Source organism: Solirubrobacter ginsenosidimutans, from assembly GCF_027587205.1.
On record NZ_JAPDOD010000009.1, the window covers coordinates 20,106 to 39,840 of the forward strand.

Sequence of the window (19,735 nt, forward strand, 5' to 3'; positions counted from 1 at the left end):
CCGCTACCGGTCGTCGCGGCCCTTGAGGCGGTCGAGCTGGCGGCGTTCGCGCTTCGTCGGCCTGGCGTTGCGGTCCACGCCCTGCGGTCGCGTCATCCGCATCTCGGCCACGCGCTGCTCGCGCTCCTCGCGGCTCTTCTCGGTCTCGACGTAGAGCAGCTGCGCGTCGGAGGCCGGAAGCCGGCGCTCGGCGGTGGCGCGGATCGTCGCCTCCAGGCGAATCACCCCCGCGCTGAACTCGAGCCGGTCACCCGGGCGGACGTCCTTGCTCGGCTTGGCCGGGAAGCCGTTGACCTTCACGCGCCCGCCACGGATGGCGTCGACGGCCAGGGCGCGCGTCTTGACGAGCCGCGCGGCCCACAGCCACTTGTCGATCCGGACGGGTTGTTGATCCATTTCCGACATTGTTCCTAACCCTGACGACGCTGCGGCGTTGTGCATCCATGAAGAGATTGCTGGCGCTCCTCGTCGTGCCCGCCGTGGCGCTCGTTCCGAGCACCGCGGAAGGGCATTCACGAGCCAAGGTCTACAAGGGCACGTTGGCGCTCGTCGGCGCCGACGGCGACTATGTCACCGGGCGCTTCGGCAACGTCCAACTGGTCGACAACAAGCGCAACGACAAGCTCAGCGTGCATGTCCGCCAGCTGCGCGCTAAGGCGACGTACACGTACAGATTGCAGGAGGGCACGTGCAAGGCGGGCGCGCCCGGCGGGACCGACGTCGCCGGCTTCAAGTACAAGCCGCTGCGCACCAACCGCAAGGGCGTCGGCAACTCGACGGCGCGCTCGCGCACCTTCAGCGCGAAGCGAGGCGCCAAGTACCGCGTGGTGGTCTACGCAGGTGGCGACGTCGCGCTCTGTGCGCAGCTACGCACCAACTGGTGGCACGGCAAGCCGAAGCCGAAGGCCGACAAGCCGAAGCCGAAGGCCGACAAGCCCAAGCCCAAGGGCGACGCCAAGCAGCGCGGCAAGCGCGATGACGCTCCCGGCCGCAACCAGGACAAGCCGCGCGGCAAGCCCGGCCGCTGACAAGCCCGGTCCGCCGCACCTGGGGGCGGCGGACCGCCCTTCGCGCTAATCGCGAACGGCCGCGTCCAGCCAGCGCTGCAGGGCGGCGTGGCCGGTCTGGGTCACCTCGCCGTCGGCGTCGATCCAGTCGCGCACGCGCAGCTCGCGAACCAGGCCCAGCGCGTCGCTCGGCCCGGGGCCGTCGCCGCGTGAGGAGAGCGCGCTCGTGCCGGGCTCGACCTCCCAGCGGCCTGAGTCCAGCGCGGCGAGCGCGCGGCCCTGGTCGTCGGACGGGACGTCGAGCGGGTCGGGGCCGGCACCGGAGGGGAACGTCGTCCAGGGCGTGTCGGCGGGGCGCGAGTCGCTGCGGCCCTGCCCGGGCGCCGGCGCGGACTCGGACTGGCCGACGTTGAACGCGTCGGCCTGCGAGCGCAGCCAATCGCCCGCGGTGTCCATGAAGCGCTTGGCCCGGTCAGCGTCGATCCCGTACTCGCGGGCGAGATCCTCGCCCTCGCCACGCTGGACGCGCTCGAGGCCGCGGGTGACCTCGTCGGCGATCGCGCGCAGCGTCTCCTCGAAGGACTTCGGGTTGTCTTCGTCGCTCATGCAGGCGATGATCGCACCGGAACCTGCACGTGAGATCAAGGCTCGCGCGATTGGCCTGCTGGCCGCAGGCGTCAGCTCTGGTGAACCCCCGGTGCCGGACCGCTTGGCGCGTCCGAACCGCGACCGACGTTCAGTTGCCGGTTGCGTCGAACGCCGCTGATAGGAGATCATCGACCGTGTGAAGGGACGGATCCCCGCCGCGCTCGGAGCCGCGGCACTGCTGGTAGGAGCGACGACGGCGTGGGCGGCGTTCACGCCTGAAGGGTCGCCCTACACGACCGGTAGCGCCCCCTACACGGTGTACGCCGCCGACTTCAACGGCGACGGGCGCGTCGACATGGCGACGGGCAACGGCGACGCCGCGTCCCTGTCGGTGTTCCTCCGCCAGGCGGGCGGCGGGTTCGCCGAGGAAGCGGGCTCCCCGTTCCCGGCCGCCACCAGCAACGGCGCGGTCGGCGACGTCAATGGCGACAGGCTGCCGGACTTCGTCAACGCCGGCTTCCTCCAGAACGAGGGCCTCGGGATCCTGATCCGCAATGCGGGCGGCGGCTTCACGCGCGAGACCTCGCCGGCGCTCGGCGGGCAGCTGAGCGCCGTCGGCATCGGCGACTTCAACGGCGACGGGCGCGGCGACCTCGCCGTCGCCAACTGGGGCTCGGCCAACATCACGACGCTGCTGCGCAACACGTCCAACAACGGGTTCACGACGACGGGGAACAACTTCACGGGGACGAATCCGCGCCAGATCGCCGTGGCCGACTTCGACGGCGACGGCAAACTGGATCTCGCGGTCGCCAACGTCGGCTCCAACAACGTCATGGTCCTGCGCGGGGTCGGCGACGGCACGTTCGTGCAGGAGGGCGCGGCGGCGATCAGCGTCGGCAGCGCGCCGAACGGCATCATCGCCGCCGACCTCGACGGCAACGGCCGGCCCGACCTCGCGGTGACGAACAACGCCTCAGGCACGGTCACGGTGCTCCTGCGCAACGCCGGGAACACAGGCTTCGACGAGGGCTACGGCTCGCCGATCGCGGTCGCGCCGCAGCCCAATCAGATCGCCGCGGGCGACTTCGACGGCAACGGGCGGCCCGACCTCGCGATCGCCTCCGGGTCGGGCGTCCTCGACACGCTCTACAACACCGGCGCGACGCTCACGCGAGACACGCCGACGGCGATCGTCGGCGCGCCCAGCGGGGTCGCCGCGGGCGACTTCAACGGCGACGGCGTTCCCGACGCCGCGGTCTCCTCGCTCACGACGAACACCGTGACCGCGCTGCTCTCGCCGTCCCCGCCCGCCGCGCCGACCCCAGCGCCCACGCCCGCTCCCACGCCGTCACCGCAGCCGGTCCGCAACAAGAGCGTCGCGGCGGAGACCGAGTCGGGCAAGGTCCTGATCAAGGTCAAGGGCAAGTTCGTCCCGCTCAAGGACGGCGTGATCGCCAACGGGTCGGAGATCGACGCGCGCAAGGGCCGCGTCGGCATCACGACGTCCACGAACGAGCAGGCCGACTTCTACGACGGGATCTTCAAGATCAGCCAGACCGGCGGGCTCACCACTGTCACGCTGAGCGAGAAGCTGACGGGCTGCCCGAAGGCGAAGAAGTCGTCGGCGAGCGCGGCCGCCAAGAAGCCGAAGACGCGCAAGCTGTGGGGCGACGGCAAGGGCAAGTTCCGCACCAAGGGCCAGTACTCCGCCGCGACCGTCCGCGGCACCAAGTGGCTCGTCACCGACACCTGCACCACCACCGTGACGACGGTCGCGGTCGGCTCCGTCAAGGTGCTCAACTCTGTCACGCACAAGACCGTGATCGTGCGGAAGGGCAAGCACTACACGGCGCGCAAGAAGCGCTAGATCGGCATGCGCTCCGGCGGCCCGTTGCGCCACTTCGGGTAGGGGGCGTAGGCCTCCTTGGAACGCGGGGTCTCGGTCTCGACGCCGGCCCCGTGCCTGATCGCGGTCTCGTCGCGCGTGTAGACCTGCTCGCCGCGGTGCGCGCGGGCGCCGGCCATGAAGATGACGCACGGCCCGTCGCCGGCGCCGACGAAGATGTGCTCGGTGCCGGGCGGGCAATGGACGAAGTCCCAGGCCTTCAGCGCTCGTTCCTGGCCTTCGATGATCGCCAGGCACTCGCCGGAGAGCACGAGGAAGTCCTCCTGGTCGAGCTCGCGGTGATACATCCCGTTCGGCTGCCCGGGCTGCAGCACGGCGAGCGTGTAGCCGATCTGGCCGAAATCCACGGGACCGCCCTCGAAGATGCAGGCGTCCCCGAACGCCTCGCTGGTCATCCAGGCCGCGTCGCGGACGTTGACGGTGAACCACCCGTCGGTGGCGGCGACGAGGCCGAACTCGCTCGGCACGAGCGGTGCTTCTTCTCTCATGCCGGGACGGTAACGGCCGCGAGCCGGCGGATGCGGAGGCTGTCCCAGGTGAAGAGCGCGACGGCGATCCAGACGAGCGTGAACCCCGCCCAGCGCGAGGCGGGCATGGCCTCGCCGCGGATCCCGACGCCGATCGCGAACTGCAGGATCGGCGCCAGGTACTGCAGCAGGCCGATCGTCGTCAGCGGGATCCGCACCGCCGCCGCGCCGAACAGGATCAGCGGGATCGCGGTGACGATCCCGCCGCCCGCGAGCAGCGCGACGTGGCCGGCGCCCTCGGTGGTCAGCGTGCCCTTCCCGCTCGCCTGCAGGTAGATCACGCACGCCAGCGCGGGCAGGAACAGGAACGTGGTCTCGATCGCGAGGCTCTGCGTCCCGCCCACGCCGACCTGCTTCTTCACGAGCCCGTAGAAGCCGAACGAGAATGCGAGCGTGAGCGCGATCCACGGCGGCCGGCCGTAGGCCACGGTGAGCACGACCACGGCGGCCGCGGCGATGCCCATCGCGACCCACTGCGGCTTGCGCAGCGTCTCCCCGACCACGCTGACGGCGAGCGCGACCGTCACGAGCGGGTTGATGAAGTAGCCGAGCGAGGTCTCGACCACGTGCCCGCTGTTGACGCCGTAGATGTAGCCGCCCCAGTTGACGGTGATCAGCGCCGCGGCCACGCCGAGCAGCAGCGTGCGGCGGCGCCCGAGGTCACGCACCCACTTGAAGCCTTGCGTCGCCACCAGCAGGATCGCGACGACGACCATCGACCAGAGGATCCGGTGGGCGAGGATCTCGACCGCGCCGGCGGGTTCCAGCAGCGGCCAGTAGAGCGGGAACAGGCCCCACAGCAGGTACGCCGCGAGGCCCGCGGCGAAACCAGAGCGGAGCACCCGAATGACGCTAGCGGACCCCGCTACGCTGCCTCGCGAAGGGTGCAGACCGACCTCCAGGCCATTCTCGACGCGACGATGGACGTCGTCGCCGTGTTCGACTCCGACCGGCGCTTCGTGTCGGTCAACGAGGCGGCCTGCCGGTTCTACGAGCGCAGCCGCGCCGAGCTCGTCGGCTGCCGCCTGGACGACTTCATCGGCACCGAGCGCGCCGAGGCCGACTGGGCGGGGTTCCTGGAGCCTGAGCGGATCGCGCAGGGGATGCTCGAGAACGTCTGGGACGGCGTGCAGGACGGCCGCCGCGTCGTCCTGGAGGTGCGGGCGCGACCCGAGTTCCTCCCCGATCGCCATCTGTTCGTGCTGCGCGACATCACCGAGCGGCGGGTGCTCGAGGACCAGCTGCGCCAGGCGCAGAAGATGGAGGCCGTCGGGCAGCTCGCGGGTGGCATCGCGCACGACTTCAACAACCTGCTGACGGTGATCGCGGGCTACGGGGAGATCGCGCGGCGGCGGATCGGGGCCGGGCCGGGAGCGAACGAGCTCGGCGAGATCGCCCGCGCGGCGGAGCGGGCGGGTGAGCTGACGCGCCAGCTGCTCGCGTTCGCCCGCCGGCAGGTGCTGGAGCCGGTCCTGGTCGACGTCAACGAGGTCGCGGCGGGGCTGGTGCCGATGCTGTCGCGGCTGATCGGCGAGACGATCGAGATCGCGATGCTGGCCGGCGACGACCTGCCTCCCGTGCTCGCGGACCGCGTGCAGCTCGAGCAGGTGATCGTCAATCTGGCGATCAACGCGCGGGACGCGATGCCGGGCGGCGGCACGCTGGCGATCGAGACGTCAGTGGTCGACGACCACGTGCGGCTGGCCGTCTCTGACACCGGCACGGGCATCGCGCCGGACGTCCTGGAGCGGATCTTCGAGCCGTTCTACACGACCAAGGCCGTCGGGCTCGGGACCGGGCTGGGCCTGGCGACCGTGCACGGGATCGTCACGCAGTCCGGTGGGCGGGTGGACGTGATCTCCGATGCCGGGCTCGGCTCGACCTTCACCGTGTCGCTGCCGGCCGCGGCGGACGGGACGCGCGCGGCGCGGGCGGTCGAGCATCGCGCCGCGCCGCAACTGGGCGGCGACGAGACCCTGCTGCTGTGCGAGAACGAAGACGCGGTCCGAGCGCTGCTCGAGCTCGTGTTGACCGGCGCGGGCTACTCCGTGCTCGCCGCGGGGCACCCCTCGGACGCGCTGGCGCTCGCCGCGCGCGAGGGCGAGGCGATCGACGCGCTGGTCACGGACGTCGTCATGCCCGGGATGTCCGGGCTGGAACTCGCGGCGCGCCTGGCGCCGCTGCGCACGCTGTTCATCTCCGGCTACGCGGCCGAGGTCGCGGGGCGGGGCGCGCTGCCGGCCGGCAGCGCGTTCCTCGAGAAGCCGTTCGACCACGGGACGCTGCTCGCCGAGGTCCGCGACCTGCTCGACGCGCCGCTGCGCATAGAGTCCACGCCATGATCGATGAGCGGACGGACCTTGGCGCGCTGGTCGCGCGCCACCTGCGCGAGGACCGCGTCGTCTGGCTGACGACCGTGACCCCGGGCGGTGCGCCCGTCCCGAGCCCGGTCTGGTTCTGGTGGGACGGCGAGGACACCGTGTACGTCTTCAGCCTGCCCGACACGCCGCGCACCCGCAACATCGCCGCCAACGGCAAGGTGTCACTGAACTTCGCGGGCGACGGATCCGGCGGTGACATCGTGATCGTCTCCGGTGTGGCGTCGCTGGAGCCCGACGACGCGCCCGTGCACAAGCTCCCCGCCTACGTCAGCAAGTACGCCTGGGGCTTCGAGCGGCTGCGGATCGCGCCCGAGCAGTTCGCGGCGAAGTACTCGATGCCGGTGCGCATCCGCCTGACCAAGGTCCGCGGGCACAAGTGAGCGACGCGGTGGTGCGGCTGGCGGGTCCGGGCGATGCGGACACGATCGCCGGGCTGTTGTGCGCGTTCCGGGACTGGTGGGGCTCGACGACGCCGTCCGACGAGACGTTCCACTCGACGGTGTCCCTGCTGCTCGAGGATCCGCGCACGGAGTACCTGCTCGTCGATGACGTGGGCGTCGCGCAGCTGCGGTTCCGGCTGAGCGCGTGGACGGGCGTCGAGGACTGCTGGCTCGAGGACCTCTTCGTGCGCGACTCCGCGCGCGGGACCGGCGTCGGCCGCGCGCTGGTCGAGGCGTGCGTCGAGCGGGCGCGGGCCCGCGGCTGCCGCCGGATCGAGCTCGACGTGCAGGAGACCAACGCGAGCGCGATCGGCCTCTACGAGCGCTGCGGCTTCTCCTCGACGCCGAAGGGCGCCGAGCGCACCCTCTTCCTCAGCCAGAAGCTCCCGTGACGCACACCGCGCGCCGCGGAACGCTGCTGAGCAGCGCGGCGTAGGCGATCGCGCACCCCGCCAGCGCGAGCGGCACGGCGACGATCACGCCGAACCCCGGCGCGACGACGGCCACCGTGACGCAGAAGACGAGGTAGGCCCGCAGCCCACCCACGAGCCCGCGCAGCGCACTCGCCGCGGCCTCGACCCCCCGGCTGCGGGCGAGCACCAACGCCAGCGCCGTGCTCAACGCGGGGAACGCCCCGATCGTCCCCGCCGCCGCCGGCCCGGCCAGATCCGCGGTCACCAGCGACGCGCCCACCATCACGAACGCGGCCATCGCCCCGAGCCCCGCCACCAGGGGGTCAGACCCCTTAACAATGCGATTTGTCTCTGAGCAGGGGTTTTCATACGAACGCCGCGTTGAGGGGTCAGACCCCTTAATAAGCGCGGTGCCGAGGAGGAGCGCCGGGACGCCCGCGACGATCGCGAACAGCGGCGGGATCGGGGCGACGAGGAGCGAGAGCGCCACGAAGGCCGTGGTGCCGGCGAGGAGGCCGAGGGCGGGGCCGCGGCGGGTGAGCACCGCGGCGAAGACGAGGGCGAACGCGACCTGGGCGACGACGTGGGAGGCGGCGCCCGCGGCGAGGGTCGCGCCGGCATCGCGGCCGAGCTCGGCGCCGACGGCGAGGACGATGACGGACAGGGCGACGGGCATCGCCGCCATCGCGCCGGCGACGGCGGGGCCGAAGCGGCGCTCGGCGGCGGTGGCGGCGAGCATCAGGGTGGGTGCGGCGAGGAGAGGGACGAAGACCATGTGGACCTTCACCCTGAGCGATGCGAGCCTTCTATTCCAGCGATGGTTTCGAACGCAAAAGCGTGCGAGAATCCGAATGATGGAACTCCGGCGTCTCCGGTTGCTGCACGAGTTCTCCCGGCGCGGGACGGTGGCGGCCGTCGCCGAGGCGCTGAGCTACAGCCCGTCGTCGGTGTCCGTGCAGCTGGCCGAGCTCGAGCGCGAGGCGGGTGTGCCGCTGCTGCGGCGCTCGGGGCGCACGCTCGAGCTCACGCCCGCCGGCATCCGCCTCGCCGCCCACGCCGCGAGCGCCCTCACCGCCGACGAGGCGGTCCTCGCGGAGCTCGCCGCGCTGACCGGCACGCCACGCGGGCGGGTGCGGATGACGTTCGTGCAGACCCCCGCGCTCGCGCTGCTGAGCAGCGCCCTCCGGCAGCTCGCCGAGACCGCCCCGGACCTGCGGGTCGAGGTCAAGCACTCCGAGACCGCCCCCGCGCTCGCCGATCTGCGCTCGCGGGCGGTGGACCTGGTCGTCGGCATCGACTACGACCCGATCCCGGTGCCCCGCCACCGCGACGTCGACCGCCGCGACCTGATCCGCGAAGCGGTGCTGCTGTGCATCCCGCCCGACCACCCGCTCGCCGCGGCCCCCGGCCCGGTCTCGCTCGCCGCGTTCGAGGACGCCGCGTGGGCGGCCGACTTCCCGGGCAGCGGCCACCGCACCGCGCTCGAGCACCTCTGCAACCGCCTGGGCGGCTACGCGCCCGACATCCGCCATCACACCGACGACGCGCTGATCCTGCGCGCGCTCGTCGCCTCGGGTCAGGCGGTGACGATCCTGGCGGCGTTCATCGCGACCGCGACGCCGCAGGTCGCGGCACGGCCGATCGCCGAAGGCGCCGTGCACCGGACGATCTTCACCGCCGTCCGCGCGTCGACCGCCGACGCGCCCGCGGTCCAAGCGGTCCGCGAAGCGCTGCAGAGCGCGGCCGTGACGGCGACCGCCGGCCGCGACGACGTCACGCTTCTGGAGACGTGACCCGGCTGCGGCGCTTCTCGGCGTACATCGCGGTGTCGGCCTCGCCGAGCAGCTGATCGACGTCCGCGGCGGAGCTGAGCGCGATCGCCGCGACACCGATGCTCGCCCCCGCGGCGACCGTCCGGCCGTCGAGCGCGACCGGCTCGCGCAGCGCCGAGCGCAGGCGCTCCGCGGCCGCGGCGGCCTCCTCCGGCGTAGCCTCGCTCAAGAGCACGCCGAACTCGTCGCCGCCCAGCCGGGCGGCGGCGTCACCTGAGCGCAGGCTCCGGCGCAGCCGCTCGCCCACGATCGTCAGCAGCAGATCTCCGGCCGCGTGGCCGAGCTCGTCATTGACGCTCTTGAAGCCGTCGAGGTCGATGTAGAGCACCGCGCCGGTCCGCCGCTCCAGGGCCGAGCCGACGACGTCGCGGAAGAGGCGCCGGTTGGCGAGCCCGGTCAACGCGTCGTGGTGGGCCTGATGGCGGATCTGGGCCCGGCTGCGCTCGAGCTCCTCGTAGCGGCGGGCGTTCTCGAGCGCGACCCCTGCGTGGGCGGCGAGCAGCTCGAACGCCTCGATCTCCTCCGGCCGCAGCTTGCGGGAGCGCTTGCTGCCGCCGACCAGCACGCCCGCGAGCGAGCCGCCCACCCAGATCGGACCGGCCACGGCCGAGGTGAAGCCCGCCTGCGCCAGCCGCGGGACCGCGGCGGCCTGGGAGCCGTAGTCGGCGACGGCGACGACCGCGCGGGCCGCCCGCGCCAGCCCGGTCATCCCGATCGTCGCCGGGTGCACGGCGTTGACGTAGTCGACCGGCATCCCGCGCGCGTGGGTGACGTGGTAGGTCCCGCTCTCCTCGTCGATGATCGAGATGTTGGCCGACTCGAAGCCCATCTCCCCCACGGCCGCCACGACACCCTCGAGCACCTCCTCGGTGCCGAGCCGGTTCATGCTCTTGCCCGCCCGCGCGACCACCGCCAGCAGCGCGGCCGAGCGCGACGCGTCGGCGGCGGAGCGGCGATTGAACGACAGCGCGCCGCACCACACCATCAACCCCACCCACAGCACGTGGACGAGAACCTCCCACGGGCCGCGGAGGAAGACCGTCAAGATGGCGAGCGCCGCGAGCGCGGCGCCGGCAGCCCAGATGCGGGTCATCGACCCGACTAATCGGCGCCTCGGCGCTCAGGTGTAGTGGGGCTAGCCACACCTTCGGAGTACGCTCCGCGCGTGCCTCTGCCGGCGGAAGGGACGATCCCGACACCGGGCTACGACCGCAGCCGGGTGGTCCCGGGGGTCGTGCACTTCGGGGTCGGCGGCTTCCACCGCGCGCACCAGGCGATGTACCACGACCGCCTGCTCAGCGCGGGGACCGGCTTCGAGTACGGCATCTGCGGCGTGGGCGTGATGCCGCAGGACCGCGCGATGAAGGACGCGCTCGAGGCCCAGGAGCATCTCTACACGCTCGTGGTCAAGCACGCCGACGGCACGTACGAGCCGCGCGTGATCGGCTCGATCGTGGACTACCTGTTCGCGCCCGACGATCCCGAGGCGGTGATCGAGCGGCTCGCCGCCGAGACGACGCGGATCGTCTCGCTGACCGTGACCGAGGGCGGCTACGAGCCGGGCAACGTGGTCTTCCGCTACATCCTCGACGCGCTCACCCGCCGGCGCGAGCGCGGCCTGGAGCCGTTCACGGTGATGTCCTGCGACAACCTCCCCGGCAACGGCGATCGCACGCGCCAGGTCATGCTCGAGCTCGGCGGCGAGGAGGCCATCCGCGGCGTCGCGTTCCCGAACTCGATGGTGGACCGGATCACGCCGCAGACCACCGACGCCGACCGCCGCGAGGTCAAGGAGCGCTTCGGCCTCGACGACGCCTGGCCCGTCGTCTGCGAGCCGTTCGAGCAGTGGGTGCTCGAGGACGCGTTCACCCTCGGGCGCCCGCCATACGAGCAGGTCGGCGTGCAGGTGGTCGAAGACGTTGAGCCGTACGAGCTGATGAAGCTGCGGCTGCTCAACGCCAGCCATCAGGCGCTCTGCTACTTCGCCTACCTCGACGGCTACCGGCTCGTCCACGAGGCCGCCCAGGACCCGCTCTACCGCACGTTCCTGCGTGGCTACATGGACCGCGAGGGCGCGCCGACGCTCGCCCCCGTGCCCGGCGTCGACCTCGAGGACTACGAGGCGACGCTGATCGAGCGCTTCTCCAACGGCGAGGTGCGCGACACCGTCGCCCGCCTCTGCGCCGAGTCCAGCGACCGGATCCCCAAGTGGCTGCTCCCGGTCATCCGGCACAACCTCGCCCATGGCGGCGAGATCGAGCGCAGCGCGGCCGTGGTGGCCAGCTGGGCGCGCTACGCGGAGGGAACGGACGAAAAGGGCGAGCCGATCGACATCGTCGACCCGCTCAAGGACCGCGTCAGCGCCAATGCGCGGGCGGGCCGCTTCATCGAGGATCGCGCGCTGTTCGGCGACCTCGCCGGCGACGCCCGCTTCCGCGCGGCCTACGACGCGGCGCTGGACTCACTGCACGAGCACGGCGCCCGCAGGACGCTCGAGCGCTACCAGAGCGTGTAGCCGCCGTCGACGACCAGCACCGAGCCGGTCATGAAGCTGGACGCGTCGCTGGCGAGGAAGACCACCGACGGCCCCATCTCCTCCGGCAGCGCGTAGCGGCCCATCGGCGGGTCGTCGATCCACAGCGGCTTGAACCGCGGGTCGTCGACCGGTGCCATCTCGGTCTTGACGTAGCCCGGCGCGAGGGCGTTGACGCGCACGCCGTGCGGCGCCCACTCGGCCGCCAGCGACTTCGTCAGCTGGTGCACGGCGGCCTTGGACGCGTTGTAGGCGGGCTGCCACTGCGGGCGGTTGACGATCTGCGCGGAGATCGAGCCGATGTTGACGATCGCCCCTCCGCCACGGGCGATCATCTGCTCGCCCACCACCCGCGAGCAGTTCCAGACGCCGTCGACGTTGACGTCCCAGACCGCGCGCCACTCCTCGTCGGGGACCTCGAGCGCGGGGCGGTGAAAGCACACGCCGGCGTTGTTGACGAGCACGTCGATCGGTCCGATCTCCGCGACCATCGCGCGCACGCTGTCGATGTCGGTGACATCGGTGATGACGCCCTGCGAGCGCGAGGCGATCACGACCTCGGCGCCGGCCTCGGTCAGCGCGGTCGCGACCGCGGCGCCGATTCCGCTGCCGCCGCCGGTGACGACCGCAACCTTGCCGTCGAGCCGGAACGTGTCGAGGACGCTCATCGCGGGCACGCTACCGGAAGCATCGCTCCGGCAGTCGTGATTATCTGTTGACAGCGCGGAGGTTCTTCGCGAGGCTGTGAAACCAGCGAGTAGGCGCCGGGAGGAGACACGGGGAATGGCCGAGATCACGTTCCAGAACGTGTGGAAGCGGTACCCGGACGGCTTCGAGGCCGTCAAGGACATGAATCTCGAGATCGGCGACGGCGAGTTCATGATCCTCGTCGGGCCGTCCGGCTGCGGGAAGTCCACCGCGCTGCGGATGGTCGCGGGCCTCGAGGACATCACCGACGGTGATTTGGTGATCGGCGGCGAACGGGTCAACGAGCTCGCCCCGCGCGACCGTGACATCGCGATGGTCTTTCAGAACTACGCGCTGTACCCGCACATGACGGTGCGTGAGAACATGGGCTTCGCGCTCAAGCTCGCGAAGGTCAACAAGTCGGAGATCGACAAGAAGGTCGACGAGGCGGCGCAGATCCTCGAGCTCGGCGCGCATCTCGATCGCAAGCCGGCGAACCTCTCAGGTGGCCAGCGCCAGCGCGTGGCGATGGGCCGCGCGATCGTGCGCGACCCCAAGGCCTTCCTGATGGACGAGCCGCTGTCGAACCTCGACGCCAAGCTTCGCGTGCAGATGCGCACCCAGGTGGCGCGCATCCAGCAGCAGCTCGGCACGACGATGCTCTACGTGACCCACGATCAGACCGAGGCGATGACCCTCGGCGACCGCGTCGCGGTCATGCGCGCGGGCATCATCCAGCAGGTCGACACGCCCAAGGTCCTCTACGAAGACCCGATCAACCTGTTCGTCGCCGGCTTCATCGGCTCGCCCGCGATGAACTTCATCCCCGCCCGCCTGGAAGAGGGCAACGTCCGGCTGCCGTTCGGCGACGTGCCGATCCCCGCCGGTGTGAAGACCGACAAGCGCGAGGTGATCGCCGGCATCCGGCCGGAGCACTTCGAGGACGCCCAGTACGGCGACGAGGTCGAGGGCGGACTGCGCTTCAAGACCACCGTCGACGTCGTCGAGTCGATGGGCTCCGAGCTCTACGCCTACTTCGACATCAAGGGCGCGTCGGAGGTCCACTCCGAGCAACTCGACGAGCTCGCCGCCGACGCCGGCATGGACGACGTCCCGGGCGGGAGCGCCTCGCACGTCGTCGCGCGCCTGGACGCGCGGTCTCAGGCCGAGCACGGCCGCGAGGTCGAGGTCGTCCTCGACGCTTCGCAGATCAAGCTCTTCGACCCCGACGGCGGCCGGTCGCTCACGACCACGCGCTGAGGCGTTCCGGCGCTCGCGGCTGCCGTCGCCCTATGCGGCGGCGGCGGCCGCGATGCGCGTCGCCTTGCGCTTGGCGAACAGGGCGCGGGCGAGATAGAGCGGGGTCGGCGGCACCCAACCGAGCTGCAGCGCGGTGCCGAGGTCGTCGCGGTTGGCCCAGTGCTCGATCACGCGGCCGTCGGCGATCCGCAGCCAGTGCGTCTGCGTGCTCGCGAACGTCTTGCCGGTCGGCGGGAAGGCCTGGCCGACCTTGGCGTCCTCGTCGTAGTCCACGAACACGCGCGTGTGGCGGCCCTTCATCGTGCAGTGCACGACCACGATGTCGCCCTCGGCGATCACCTCGTTGATCTCCCAGTGGAGGCCTTCGAAGGCGTGGCGGAGCCACTCCGCGGTGGCGTAGGCGGCGGCCGGACCGCGACCGCGCGCGGCGGGCGGCTCATCCTTGGCCTCGTGGTTGAGGAACTCCGGGTGCAGGAGCTCGTGGAAGTCTTCAAGCGTGCCGTCGCCCATGATGTGGATCGAGCGGACGGCGAGCGCCTTGGCGTCGTCGATGTTCATGGCCTCGATGCTCCCGGGGGCGCGCGCCGCTCGCATCAGGGCCAGCACCTGATGTTTCGTCAGGGCTAGCGTGAGATTGCGCCGGTCAGCTGGCCGCGGGACTTGATGTCGAGCTTCTGAAAGACGTGGCGCAGGTGGGTGTCCACCGTCGCGGCGGTGACGAACAGCTCCTGCGCGATCTGGCGGTTGGTGAGTCCGGTTGCGGCGAGGTTGGCGACGCGCTGCTCGGAGGGCGTGAGCGCGTCGGTGCCCTGGAGCGCGAGCCGCCGCGGGCGGGCGCCGGTCGCGAGCAGCTCGGTGCGGGCGCGATCGGCGAGTGGGCGGGCGCCGCAGGCGTGGGCGGCGTCCATGCCTTGGCGGAGCGGCTCGCGCGCCTGGGCGCGCTGACCAGCGCGCCGTTGGGCCGCGCCGAGGTCGACGCGGGCGCGGGCGAGCTCCAGCCGGTGCGGGCTCTTCTCGAGCAGCTCGGCGGCGCGCTGGAGGTGGTGGGTGTCGTGGGTGATGAGGCCGAGCCCGCGGTGCGCTTGAGCCTTGGCCAGCGGCGTGCCCCACCGCTCGGCGAGCTCTCGCTCTTCGCGGGCGAGTGCCTCGTCGTCGGTGAGGATCGCGACGGTGGAACGCCAGGGCGGGACCGCGCGCCTGATGCCGAGCCGCTCGTACCGGCGACCGACGCCCTGCGCGTCGCTGAGCGCGTCATCGGGCCGGCCCTGGAGCCCGCGGATACGGCTGCGGAAGTGCAGCAGGAGGTTCATCACCTGGTGCTCGGGGAGGTCGTCCTGGAGTCCGTGTGCGGTGAGCAGGTCGTCCGCGCGTTCGAGCTCACCCTGTTCGGCGACGACGAGCGCGAGCATCGCCGCCGCGCTGGCGACCACGGTCGCGGGCAGCTCGAGCTGGGGCCCGAGCTCGAGCGCGGCCTCGAGGTCCTCGCGCGCCGCGACGAGGTTCCCGCGCTCGAGCGAGATCCAACCGCGCATCGAGAGCATCAGCGCGTGCCGTTGGATCAACCCGGCGGCGCGGGCACTCGCGAGCACCTCCTCGGCGATCCGCTCGGCGTCGTCGAGCCGCCCGGCGCGGATCAGGTTCGAGACGACGCCGGTGACGCTCACCCGCGAGCCGTCGGCCGCCGCGCGGTGCACGAGCAGCGCGGCGCGGGCGTGCTCCGCGGCGGTGTCGACGGGCGTGATCAGGGCCGCGGTGGCGAGCACTCGCCGCTCAGCGGGCGTGTCGCCGTTGAGCGTCTTCGCGAGCGCGATCAACCGCTCCGGCTCGTCGCCCCCGGTCGACGGGTCCATCCGCACGCAGTCCGCCACCGCGGTTTGGAGACGGAGGTCGAGCTCGCGGTCGTGGGTGCGCCGCAGCGCCTCGCGGCCGACCGCCGCCCCTTCCGCCCAGCGTGTCTGCTCGGCGAGCATCGACACCAGCTCGAACGCGACCTGCCCGTCGCCGGAGAGCTCCCACGCCGCCCGCAGCCGCCCGGGACCCTCCGCCGACCCGGCCGCATGCTCAGCCCGCCCGAGTTCGACGAGCAGGGCGACGTGTTCGTCCGCGCCGGCGCGACCCACGACAGGCGTCTGGAGTACGCGGCGCAGGTAGATCGCGGCGAGCTCCGGCGTGCCCTGTCCGCACGCCTCGTGGGCGGCCGCACGCAGCGTCTCGTGCGCCCACCCGTCCGCGGTCGGCGGTGCCGCGAGCAGGTGAGCGGCGACGGCCCCCGGAGGCTTGCCGAGCGCCGCGAGCAGCCGGGCGGCGTCGGCGTGCGCCTGGCCGAGCTCGACGGCCGGCAGCCGCTCGGCGACCGCCGTCCGGATCAACGGGTGCCGGAACCGCAGCGTGCGGGCGTCCTCGAACAGATCGGCGGCGACGAGCTCGGCCGCCGCCACCCGCGCGTCCTCGACCGCGACCCCGGCGAGCCGCGCCGCGACCTCCACCTCCACGCCGTCGCCGAGCACCGCCACCGCGCCCGCGAGCGGCGCCGCCGCCTCGCCCAGCCCCGCGAGCCGCCGCGCCACCCGCCTTCCGATCCGCTCCACGCTTGCATCCAACTCGTATCCAAGTCGTACACCGGGGTCAGACCCCGGTGTACGCGACGTATGCATGTCGTATGCATCTCGTATACCGGGGTCTGACCCCGGTATGCGGGTGGTGTGCATGTCGTATGCAAGGTGGGTCTCGCGGGCTTCGGCGAGGAGCTCTTCGACCAGGAGGGCGTTGCCGGCGGTTGCGTGGTGGACCGCGGTGACGAAGGCGGGGTCGGCGGTCGGGCCGGCGAGGGTCGCGATCGCGGACTCGCTCAGCGGGGCCGGGGCGAGGAGCTGCGCTTCGGCGGCGATCGCCTCGAGGATCGAGCGGTCCTCGTCCGGGAGCGGAGGCCGCGAAGCGAGCAGCAGCGTCACCGGCAGCTCGCCGACGCGACGCGCGAGGTACGCGAGGAAGCGCAGGCTGGGGCCGTCCGCCCACTGGGCGTCGTCGACGGTCAGGAGCAGGGGCTGCGAGGACGAAAGGTTCGCGACGAGCCAGTAGAGGCCGTGGAGGCTCGCGAAGCGGTCGCCGGACGCGTCGGACGCGTGTCCCAGCGCCGGGGCCGCGAGCGCCGCCGCTCCCTCCAGCCCCGCCTCGGCGGCCGCCCGTTCGAACAGCTGGCGGACGACCCCGAAGCCGAACTCGTGCTCGAGTTCCGAGCCCGAGGCCGTCAACACCCGCGCGCTGGAGGACGCCAACTCCGCGGCGTGGCGCAGCAGGCGGGTCTTGCCGAGGCCCGCGGCACCCTCGATCACCACGACCGCGCCGCGCCCCGCCGCGGCGCCTTCCACCGCGGCCGCCAGCCGCGCCGCTTCGACCTCGCGCTCGAGCAGCACGTCAGTCGCCGACGACGCCCCCGCCGTCCGGTAGCCGGCGGCGGGTGAACTCGCCCGGCGACCCACCGGCGAACTGGTGGAAGTCACGGACCATGTGGGCCTGGTCGTAGTAGCCGCAGCGCACCGCGATCTCCGCCCAGCCGGACCCGCTTCCGGCGAGCGCGACCGCGCGCTGGAAGCGCAGGATGCGGCCGAGGAGCTTGGGCGACACACCCACCTGCTCGCGGAACCCGGCCACGAGATGCCGGCGGCTGCAGCCCAGCTCGGCGGCCAGGTCGCCCACCCGCACGCTCCCGCCGCTCTCCCGCAGCCGCCCGAGCGCCCGCGTCACGGACGGCACCGGGGAGAGCGCGTCGTCGAGCCGCTCCAGCAGGAAGTCGTCGAGCAGGGCGAAGCGCTCCTCCCACCCGCCCGCGCACGCGAGCGCCTCCCACAGCAGCATCCCCGCGCGCCCGAACAGCGCGTCCAAGGTCACCGCCCGCCCCGCCAGCTCGTGCATCGGCGTCCGCAGGAGCAGATGCGCGCCGACGGGCGAGAGGTCGATCTGCAGACCGCGCTGCGCGCCCACGGTCTCGCTCACCGCGAACGTGTCGTACATGCCGGCGAAGAAGCCGAACGGCTGGTCGGTCCATCCATCACATGGAGACAAGACGCGAATCGGGGCGCCGAAATTCACGATCAGCACCACTCGATCCGAGGGGAGCTCGCGCCGGCGGACGAAACTGCCCGTCCGCTCGTCGTAGGCGCAGTACTCCAGGACGTAGCCGCCCAGCCGCGGGTCCGGCGCGCCGTGGATCATCTCCCAGACGTCGCGCTCGGACTCGTGGCGGACGACGCGCGCCATCAGGCAGGCGGCTGGTGGAGCCCGAACGACGAGCCCTGGTCGTCCTTGCAGAACTTGAAGCGACCGAACCGCTGCCGCGACTCCTCGGTCTCGTCGCTGCCCATGTCAGGCAGGATCTCACCCCCGAGCTCGGTCACGCGCGCGACCGCCGCGTCCATGTCCTGGACGGCGAAGAAGAGATACGGCCCGCCGCCCGCGTCGTTGGGGTGCATCCCGCCGCGGATGTTGGGCGTGTGCAACATCCAGCCGTTCCCGGACGGCCCTGTCTCGAGGTCCCACCCGAAGAGACCCTCGTAAAACACCCGCCCAGCAGCGGAATCGCCGACGCCGAGCTCGAAGAAGCTGACCGCTCCATGCACTGTGCTCATGGTCCGAAACCTACGCTCGTCCGGGGGCGGGATCTTGGACAAATGGGAGGTGTGAAAATCTCGACCTTTGAGCACTGGCGTTTCGGCCGTCTCGTTGGCACTCTTCCGCGCCATGGAGACGTATCGGTCGATCGTGATCGTCCCGTCCAGGACGATCGACAAGTTCCACGAGCCCGCGGCAGAGACGCAGGCCTATGAGGAACGGCTGCTGTGTCTCCTGTTGATGCTCAGAGACCCGGACCTGCGGGTCGTCTACGTGACGTCCTCGCCGGTCGCGGAGCCCATCATCGAGTACTACCTGTCGCTGCTGGGCCCGGAATTCGCCGCAGACGCCCGCGAGCGCCTGACCATGATCAGCGCCGACGACGCGTCGGTGCGCCCGCTGTCGGCCAAGCTGCTCGAGCGCCCGCGCCTGCTGGACCGGATCCGCTGGGCGATCCCGGACATCGAGCGCTGCCACCTCGTCCCGTACGTCTCGACCGAGCTCGAGCAGGCCGTCGGCGACGCCCTCGCCATCCCGGTGCACGGCGCCGATCCCGCCCTCGCCTATCTCGGGACCAAAAGCGGGTCGCGCGAGCTGTTCGAGCGGGCGGGTGTGCAGCACCCGCTCGGCGTGGAGCGGATCACCGGCCGCGCCGACGCCGTCAAGGCCATCGCCCGCCTGCGCGCCGCCAAGCCGGAGCTCGATCAGGTCGTGGTCAAGCTCGACGCCGGCGTCTCGGGCGAGGGCAACGCGATCGTCGAGCTGAGCGGGCTGCCCGCGCCCGGCTCGCGCTACGAGAAGCACCGCATCGGCCTGCGCTTCGACGCGATGCAGATGGAGGCGCTCGGCGTGTCGATGGCCGTCTACCTCGAGCGCCTGTCCCACGGCGGTGTCGTCGAGGAGCGCATCGGCGGGATCGAGCTGCGCAGCCCGAGCGTCCAGCTCGAGCTCACCCCCGGCGGCGAGGCCCGCATCGTCTCGACGCATGATCAGATCCTGTCCGGCCAGCGCTACCTGGGCTGCCGTTTCCCGGCCGAGCCCGCGTACGCCCGTGCCATCACGGAGAGCGCGCGGCGGGTCGGTGCATTGCTGGCCGCGGCCGGAGCCCGCGGCCGTGCGGGAATCGACTTCGTCGTCGCGCGCGACGAGACCGGCGTCTGGCACGCCTACGCGATCGAGGTGAACCTGCGCAGCGGCGGCACCACGCACCCGCTGGCCGCGCTGGAGCTGCTCTCGGGCGGCGTCTACGACGCGGACACCGCGATCTTCACCGCGTCCTGCGGCTCGCCGCGGCACTACGTGGCGACCGACCACCTCGAGTCGCCGCGCCTGCGCGCGCTGGGCCACGGCGGCCTGCTGCGGCTGGCGGCGCTCCCGCGCCTTGCCGCGGACGGCTGCGGCGTCGTGTTCCACATGCTGAGCGCGCTCGACGAGCTCGGCCGCGTGGGGCTGACGGCGATCGGCAACACGGCCGCGGACGCGCAGAGCCGGTTCGAGCAGGCGCAGGAGCTCCTGCTCGACGCGGCTGGGGAGTACGCCGTAGCCTGACC

Annotated in this window: 20 protein-coding genes; 9 read left to right on the forward strand and 11 right to left on the reverse strand. The window is 72.0% G+C overall.

Translation table 11 applies throughout. The features are described from left to right. Positions 1 to 3: 3 nt before the first annotated feature. On the reverse strand, positions 4 to 396 hold the full coding sequence (locus OM076_RS12465; RefSeq protein WP_270040266.1) for an RNA-binding S4 domain-containing protein: 393 nt from the start codon (positions 394 to 396) through the stop codon (positions 4 to 6). Between the two features lie 47 nt (positions 397 to 443). Here OM076_RS12465 and OM076_RS12470 point away from each other — a divergent pair, with 47 nt between their 5' ends. Further along, entirely contained in the window at positions 444 to 1,028 is a 585-nt protein-coding gene (locus OM076_RS12470; protein WP_270040267.1) for a hypothetical protein, read from the forward strand. Positions 1,029 to 1,073: 45 nt separating this feature from the next. Here the strand turns inward: OM076_RS12470 and OM076_RS12475 are convergent, their stop codons facing one another. Beyond that, entirely contained in the window at positions 1,074 to 1,613 is a 540-nt protein-coding gene (locus tag OM076_RS12475) for a hypothetical protein (RefSeq protein ID WP_270040268.1), read from the reverse strand. Between the two features lie 178 nt (positions 1,614 to 1,791). On the opposite strand from OM076_RS12475, the gene OM076_RS12480 reads away from it, so the two are divergent. Beyond that, the gene (locus OM076_RS12480) at positions 1,792 to 3,465 is read left to right on the forward strand and encodes an FG-GAP repeat domain-containing protein (protein ID WP_270040269.1); all 1,674 of its coding nucleotides are present in this window, start codon (positions 1,792 to 1,794) and stop codon (positions 3,463 to 3,465) included. On the opposite strand, the gene OM076_RS12485 is transcribed toward OM076_RS12480, so the two are convergent. Together OM076_RS12485 and rarD are read right to left on the reverse strand one after the other, a co-directional pair. Then, entirely contained in the window at positions 3,462 to 3,992 is a 531-nt protein-coding gene (locus tag OM076_RS12485; RefSeq protein WP_270040270.1) for a cupin domain-containing protein, read from the reverse strand. The genes OM076_RS12480 and OM076_RS12485 overlap by 4 nt on opposite strands. Beyond that, positions 3,989 to 4,879 (reverse strand): EamA family transporter RarD, encoded by an 891-nt coding sequence (gene rarD, locus OM076_RS12490; protein ID WP_372518032.1) that lies wholly within the window; start codon positions 4,877 to 4,879, stop codon positions 3,989 to 3,991. Before rarD ends, OM076_RS12485 begins: the two co-directional genes overlap by 4 nt. Before the next feature lie 36 nt (positions 4,880 to 4,915). Between rarD and OM076_RS46000 the strand changes: the two genes are divergently transcribed. Genes OM076_RS46000 through OM076_RS12505 form a run of 3 tightly spaced genes read left to right on the forward strand, consistent with a single transcriptional unit; the run spans position 4,916 to position 7,244 of the window. Next, positions 4,916 to 6,373 carry an ATP-binding protein gene (locus OM076_RS46000; RefSeq protein ID WP_270040272.1) on the forward strand — a complete coding sequence of 486 codons (1,458 nt, stop codon included), beginning with the start codon at positions 4,916 to 4,918 and terminating at the stop codon, positions 6,371 to 6,373. Beyond that, entirely contained in the window at positions 6,370 to 6,792 is a 423-nt protein-coding gene (locus OM076_RS12500; RefSeq protein ID WP_270040274.1) for a TIGR03667 family PPOX class F420-dependent oxidoreductase, read from the forward strand. The genes OM076_RS46000 and OM076_RS12500 overlap by 4 nt, the downstream gene beginning before the upstream one ends. Then, complete coding sequence (locus OM076_RS12505) at positions 6,789 to 7,244, forward strand: GNAT family N-acetyltransferase (RefSeq protein WP_270040275.1); 456 nt, start codon at positions 6,789 to 6,791, stop codon at positions 7,242 to 7,244. The genes OM076_RS12500 and OM076_RS12505 overlap by 4 nt, the downstream gene beginning before the upstream one ends. Here the strand turns inward: OM076_RS12505 and OM076_RS12510 are convergent. Then, positions 7,225 to 8,040 (reverse strand): hypothetical protein, encoded by an 816-nt coding sequence (locus OM076_RS12510; RefSeq protein WP_270040277.1) that lies wholly within the window; start codon positions 8,038 to 8,040, stop codon positions 7,225 to 7,227. The two genes, OM076_RS12505 and OM076_RS12510, sit on opposite strands and share 20 nt — an antisense overlap. A 79-nt stretch (positions 8,041 to 8,119) precedes the next feature. Between OM076_RS12510 and OM076_RS12515 the strand changes: the two genes are divergently transcribed. Then, positions 8,120 to 9,058, forward strand: coding sequence for a LysR family transcriptional regulator (locus OM076_RS12515; protein WP_270040279.1), 939 nt, complete (start codon positions 8,120 to 8,122; stop codon positions 9,056 to 9,058). On the opposite strand, the gene OM076_RS12520 is transcribed toward OM076_RS12515, so the two are convergent. Beyond that, positions 9,039 to 10,190: a diguanylate cyclase domain-containing protein gene (locus OM076_RS12520; protein ID WP_270040280.1), complete on the reverse strand. Its 1,152-nt coding sequence runs from the start codon at positions 10,188 to 10,190 to the stop codon at positions 9,039 to 9,041. The two genes, OM076_RS12515 and OM076_RS12520, sit on opposite strands and share 20 nt — an antisense overlap. Before the next feature lie 72 nt (positions 10,191 to 10,262). Between OM076_RS12520 and OM076_RS12525 the strand changes: the two genes are divergently transcribed. Further along, the gene (locus OM076_RS12525; RefSeq protein WP_270040281.1) at positions 10,263 to 11,612 is read left to right on the forward strand and encodes a mannitol dehydrogenase family protein; all 1,350 of its coding nucleotides are present in this window, start codon (positions 10,263 to 10,265) and stop codon (positions 11,610 to 11,612) included. Here OM076_RS12525 and OM076_RS12530 read toward each other — a convergent pair. Then, positions 11,597 to 12,298, reverse strand: a complete 702-nt coding sequence (locus OM076_RS12530) for an SDR family oxidoreductase (RefSeq protein ID WP_270040283.1) — start codon at positions 12,296 to 12,298, stop codon at positions 11,597 to 11,599. The genes OM076_RS12525 and OM076_RS12530 overlap by 16 nt on opposite strands. 115 nt (positions 12,299 to 12,413) lie before the next feature. Here OM076_RS12530 and OM076_RS12535 point away from each other — a divergent pair, with 115 nt between their 5' ends. Then, positions 12,414 to 13,577, forward strand: a complete 1,164-nt coding sequence (locus OM076_RS12535; RefSeq protein ID WP_270040284.1) for an ABC transporter ATP-binding protein — start codon at positions 12,414 to 12,416, stop codon at positions 13,575 to 13,577. Between the two features lie 30 nt (positions 13,578 to 13,607). Here OM076_RS12535 and OM076_RS12540 read toward each other — a convergent pair whose 3' ends face one another. The 4 genes from OM076_RS12540 to OM076_RS12555 all read right to left on the reverse strand — a co-directional run bounded on the left by OM076_RS12540 (position 13,608) and on the right by OM076_RS12555 (position 18,193). Further along, on the reverse strand, positions 13,608 to 14,135 hold the full coding sequence (locus OM076_RS12540) for an ester cyclase (RefSeq protein WP_270040285.1): 528 nt from the start codon (positions 14,133 to 14,135) through the stop codon (positions 13,608 to 13,610). Positions 14,136 to 14,200: 65 nt separating this feature from the next. Further along, complete coding sequence (locus OM076_RS12545; protein ID WP_270040286.1) at positions 14,201 to 17,077, reverse strand: AAA family ATPase; 2,877 nt, start codon at positions 17,075 to 17,077, stop codon at positions 14,201 to 14,203. After that, the gene (locus tag OM076_RS12550) at positions 16,992 to 17,834 is read right to left on the reverse strand and encodes a helix-turn-helix domain-containing protein (RefSeq protein ID WP_270040287.1); all 843 of its coding nucleotides are present in this window, start codon (positions 17,832 to 17,834) and stop codon (positions 16,992 to 16,994) included. The genes OM076_RS12545 and OM076_RS12550 overlap by 86 nt, the downstream gene beginning before the upstream one ends. Beyond that, positions 17,834 to 18,193, reverse strand: coding sequence for a VOC family protein (locus tag OM076_RS12555; protein WP_372518033.1), 360 nt, complete (start codon positions 18,191 to 18,193; stop codon positions 17,834 to 17,836). Before OM076_RS12555 ends, OM076_RS12550 begins: the two co-directional genes overlap by 1 nt. Positions 18,194 to 18,314: 121 nt before the next feature. On the opposite strand from OM076_RS12555, the gene OM076_RS12560 reads away from it, so the two are divergent. Then, positions 18,315 to 19,733: an ATP-grasp domain-containing protein gene (locus tag OM076_RS12560; protein ID WP_270040289.1), complete on the forward strand. Its 1,419-nt coding sequence runs from the start codon at positions 18,315 to 18,317 to the stop codon at positions 19,731 to 19,733. Positions 19,734 to 19,735: the final 2 nt, after the last annotated feature.

Excerpts from the sequence above, each read along its gene's own strand:
- OM076_RS12465 (WP_270040266.1), bottom strand. The coding sequence starts at position 396 with ATGGATCAACAACCCGTCCGGATCGACAAGTGGCTGTGGGCCGCGCGG.
- OM076_RS12535 (WP_270040284.1), top strand. The coding sequence starts at position 12,414 with ATGGCCGAGATCACGTTCCAGAACGTGTGGAAGCGGTACCCGGACGGC.
- OM076_RS12485 (WP_270040270.1), bottom strand. The coding sequence starts at position 3,992 with ATGAGAGAAGAAGCACCGCTCGTGCCGAGCGAGTTCGGCCTCGTCGCC.
- OM076_RS12500 (WP_270040274.1), top strand. The coding sequence starts at position 6,370 with ATGATCGATGAGCGGACGGACCTTGGCGCGCTGGTCGCGCGCCACCTG.
- OM076_RS12560 (WP_270040289.1), top strand. The coding sequence starts at position 18,315 with ATGGAGACGTATCGGTCGATCGTGATCGTCCCGTCCAGGACGATCGAC.
- OM076_RS12540 (WP_270040285.1), bottom strand. The coding sequence starts at position 14,135 with ATGAACATCGACGACGCCAAGGCGCTCGCCGTCCGCTCGATCCACATC.
- OM076_RS12550 (WP_270040287.1), bottom strand. The coding sequence starts at position 17,834 with ATGGCGCGCGTCGTCCGCCACGAGTCCGAGCGCGACGTCTGGGAGATG.
- OM076_RS12515 (WP_270040279.1), top strand. The coding sequence starts at position 8,120 with ATGGAACTCCGGCGTCTCCGGTTGCTGCACGAGTTCTCCCGGCGCGGG.
- OM076_RS12520 (WP_270040280.1), bottom strand. The coding sequence starts at position 10,190 with ATGACCCGCATCTGGGCTGCCGGCGCCGCGCTCGCGGCGCTCGCCATC.
- OM076_RS12530 (WP_270040283.1), bottom strand. The coding sequence starts at position 12,298 with ATGAGCGTCCTCGACACGTTCCGGCTCGACGGCAAGGTTGCGGTCGTC.
- OM076_RS12475 (WP_270040268.1), bottom strand. The coding sequence starts at position 1,613 with ATGAGCGACGAAGACAACCCGAAGTCCTTCGAGGAGACGCTGCGCGCG.
- OM076_RS12510 (WP_270040277.1), bottom strand. The coding sequence starts at position 8,040 with ATGGTCTTCGTCCCTCTCCTCGCCGCACCCACCCTGATGCTCGCCGCC.
- OM076_RS12470 (WP_270040267.1), top strand. The coding sequence starts at position 444 with ATGAAGAGATTGCTGGCGCTCCTCGTCGTGCCCGCCGTGGCGCTCGTT.